This is a genomic window from Streptomyces sp. NPDC032472, from assembly GCF_040636955.1.
Lineage (GTDB): Bacteria > Actinomycetota > Actinomycetes > Streptomycetales > Streptomycetaceae > Streptomyces.
On sequence record NZ_JBEZVK010000195.1, the window covers coordinates 1 to 1967 of the forward strand.

The following is a 1967-nucleotide window of genomic DNA, read 5'->3' on the forward strand; positions in this document are numbered from 1 at the left end:
GCCGCGTCGGCGGGCGTGGCCTCCACCGCGCGGGCCGCCACTCCCGCGGTGCGGCGCGCACCGCGCCGCGGCGCGGACTCCCGTACGACGGCCAGATAGGGCCCCTCTGCGCCCAACCGCCGGACGGTCATACGTGCCGGACGTCCCAGGTGCCGGGTCAGGACGGTCCACCAGTGGCGGGCCTGCGGATGCCCGAGCCATTCCTCGTCGAGCAGCCCGCCCCCGGGACCGGAACGCTCCTCGGCGGCGAGCGCGGCCCGGCGCAGGGCCCGGCCCAGGGCGTGCGCGGGCCCGGCACCGACCGCCACGGGCCCCGACATCCCGTCGGCCAGGTGAAGTTCGGCTGCGCGGCACGCCGCGGAGAAGCGGGCCAGGTCCGCGCGGGGCGCTCCCGCCACCAGCGGCCCTGCAGGGGTGCGGCAGGCCGCGAGCGCCGCGGGCAGCTGCGGCAGCCCGCCCGGCAGCGGCGCATCGAGCACCCCCAGGTAGGGATCGCCCAGCGCCCCGATACGGCGCAGGGCCCCGGCCAGGTCGGCGGCAGGCGGCGCCGGGGGGCCCGCCGGGTCGGCCGGCCCCGTGACCCAGGGGTGGTACGAGGCGTGTGGCGGGCGCGCTTCGGCGACGAGGACGGCGGGCAGGCCCGGCAGCAGCCGCGGATCCTCCTCCGGCTCGGCCGGATCGGGCAGCCCGGCCACGGCACACAGCAGCCGCTGCGCCGCGGCACCGGCCAGCAGGGCGGTCAACGCAGCCGACATCGCGGGCGCGCCCGCCCCGTCCGGTACCGCAGCGGCATCGACGGCATCGGCACGCGCCTGCTCCGGCGCGCCCAAGGCGGTGACGAGACCACCGTTCGGGGTGTGGGCCCTGGCCACAGCCGGAGTTCCGCCGGGGCTGGTTCCGGTACGGGTGTGCACCACCGCGGCCATGTCCGGCACGCCCGGCCCGCCGGGAGCCCCAAGCCCGCCCGGGACCGTCGCGACCGGCGGCGCGGCATCGGCAGCGGTGCTCCACCGCGCGGCGGAACGCGCCTGGGACGGCCCGGTGGCCGGCGCAGCGGGCGACTCGGCGATCGAGGCGGCGGCCCCGGCGGCGATGTGCGCACGGTTCTGTTCAGGCGCACCCGCGGTTACGGCCGCTTGCGGAGTTCCGGCGACGGCCACCCCCCGCCCGGGCAGCAGGCCGGAGCCGCGGCACGCCTCGGCGGGGGCCCCGGCACGGGCGCGTACGACTGCGGTCCCGTCTGGCACTCCGGGTCCGGCGGGAGCTCCCGATCCGCTTCCGCCCGGTAGCGCCGTCGGACCGACACCGGCGGTCCGCCGGGTGCCGGACGGGGCGTTGGGCGGCTCGGCGGCCGTCGCGGCGCGCGACGCGGCGATCGAGGCGGCCACACCGGTGGTGTGCGCATGATCCTGCTCAGGCGCGTCCGCAGCTGTGATGAGGTCGCCGTAGACGGTGTGGACGACCGCTTCGACAGCAGGCGGAGTCCCGGTGGCGGCCACCGGCTGCCCGGGCGGCAGACCGGCGTCGTGGGACGCCCCGCCGCGGGTCCCGGCACCGGCACGCACGGCGGTGGTCGCGTCGGGCGGCCACGGTCCGCCTGGCGCCTGCGGCCCGGCCGGTACCGCCGTGGCACCGACAACGGCGCCTTGGCCGGCGTCGGACGCGACGCCGGATGACAGGCCGGCCGACGCGGCGACCGCGCCCGTCGCCGCGCGCGATGCGGCGATCGAGGCGGCCACAGCAGCGGCATCCGCATGCGCCCGTGCCGGCGGCGCCGGGGACGTGACGAAGCCGCCGTCGGCGGTGTGGGCGACGGCCACGGCCACCGGGGGAGTCCCGGCAGTGGCCACTGCCAGTCCGGGCGACAGGCCGGGGTCGTGCCGGACCTCGGCGCGGGCCCCGGCACGGCTCAAGGCGCGCAGCAGCGCCGCGGCGAGGGGACCTTCCGGGTCGGCCGCCGTGACCAC

The 1967-nt window shown here is 79.8% G+C and carries 1 protein-coding gene; it reads right to left on the reverse strand.

The genetic code is table 11. The features are described from left to right. The coding region (locus AB0F11_RS38120) for a hypothetical protein (RefSeq protein WP_362184454.1) at window positions 1-1967 on the reverse strand (1967 nt) is incomplete at both ends.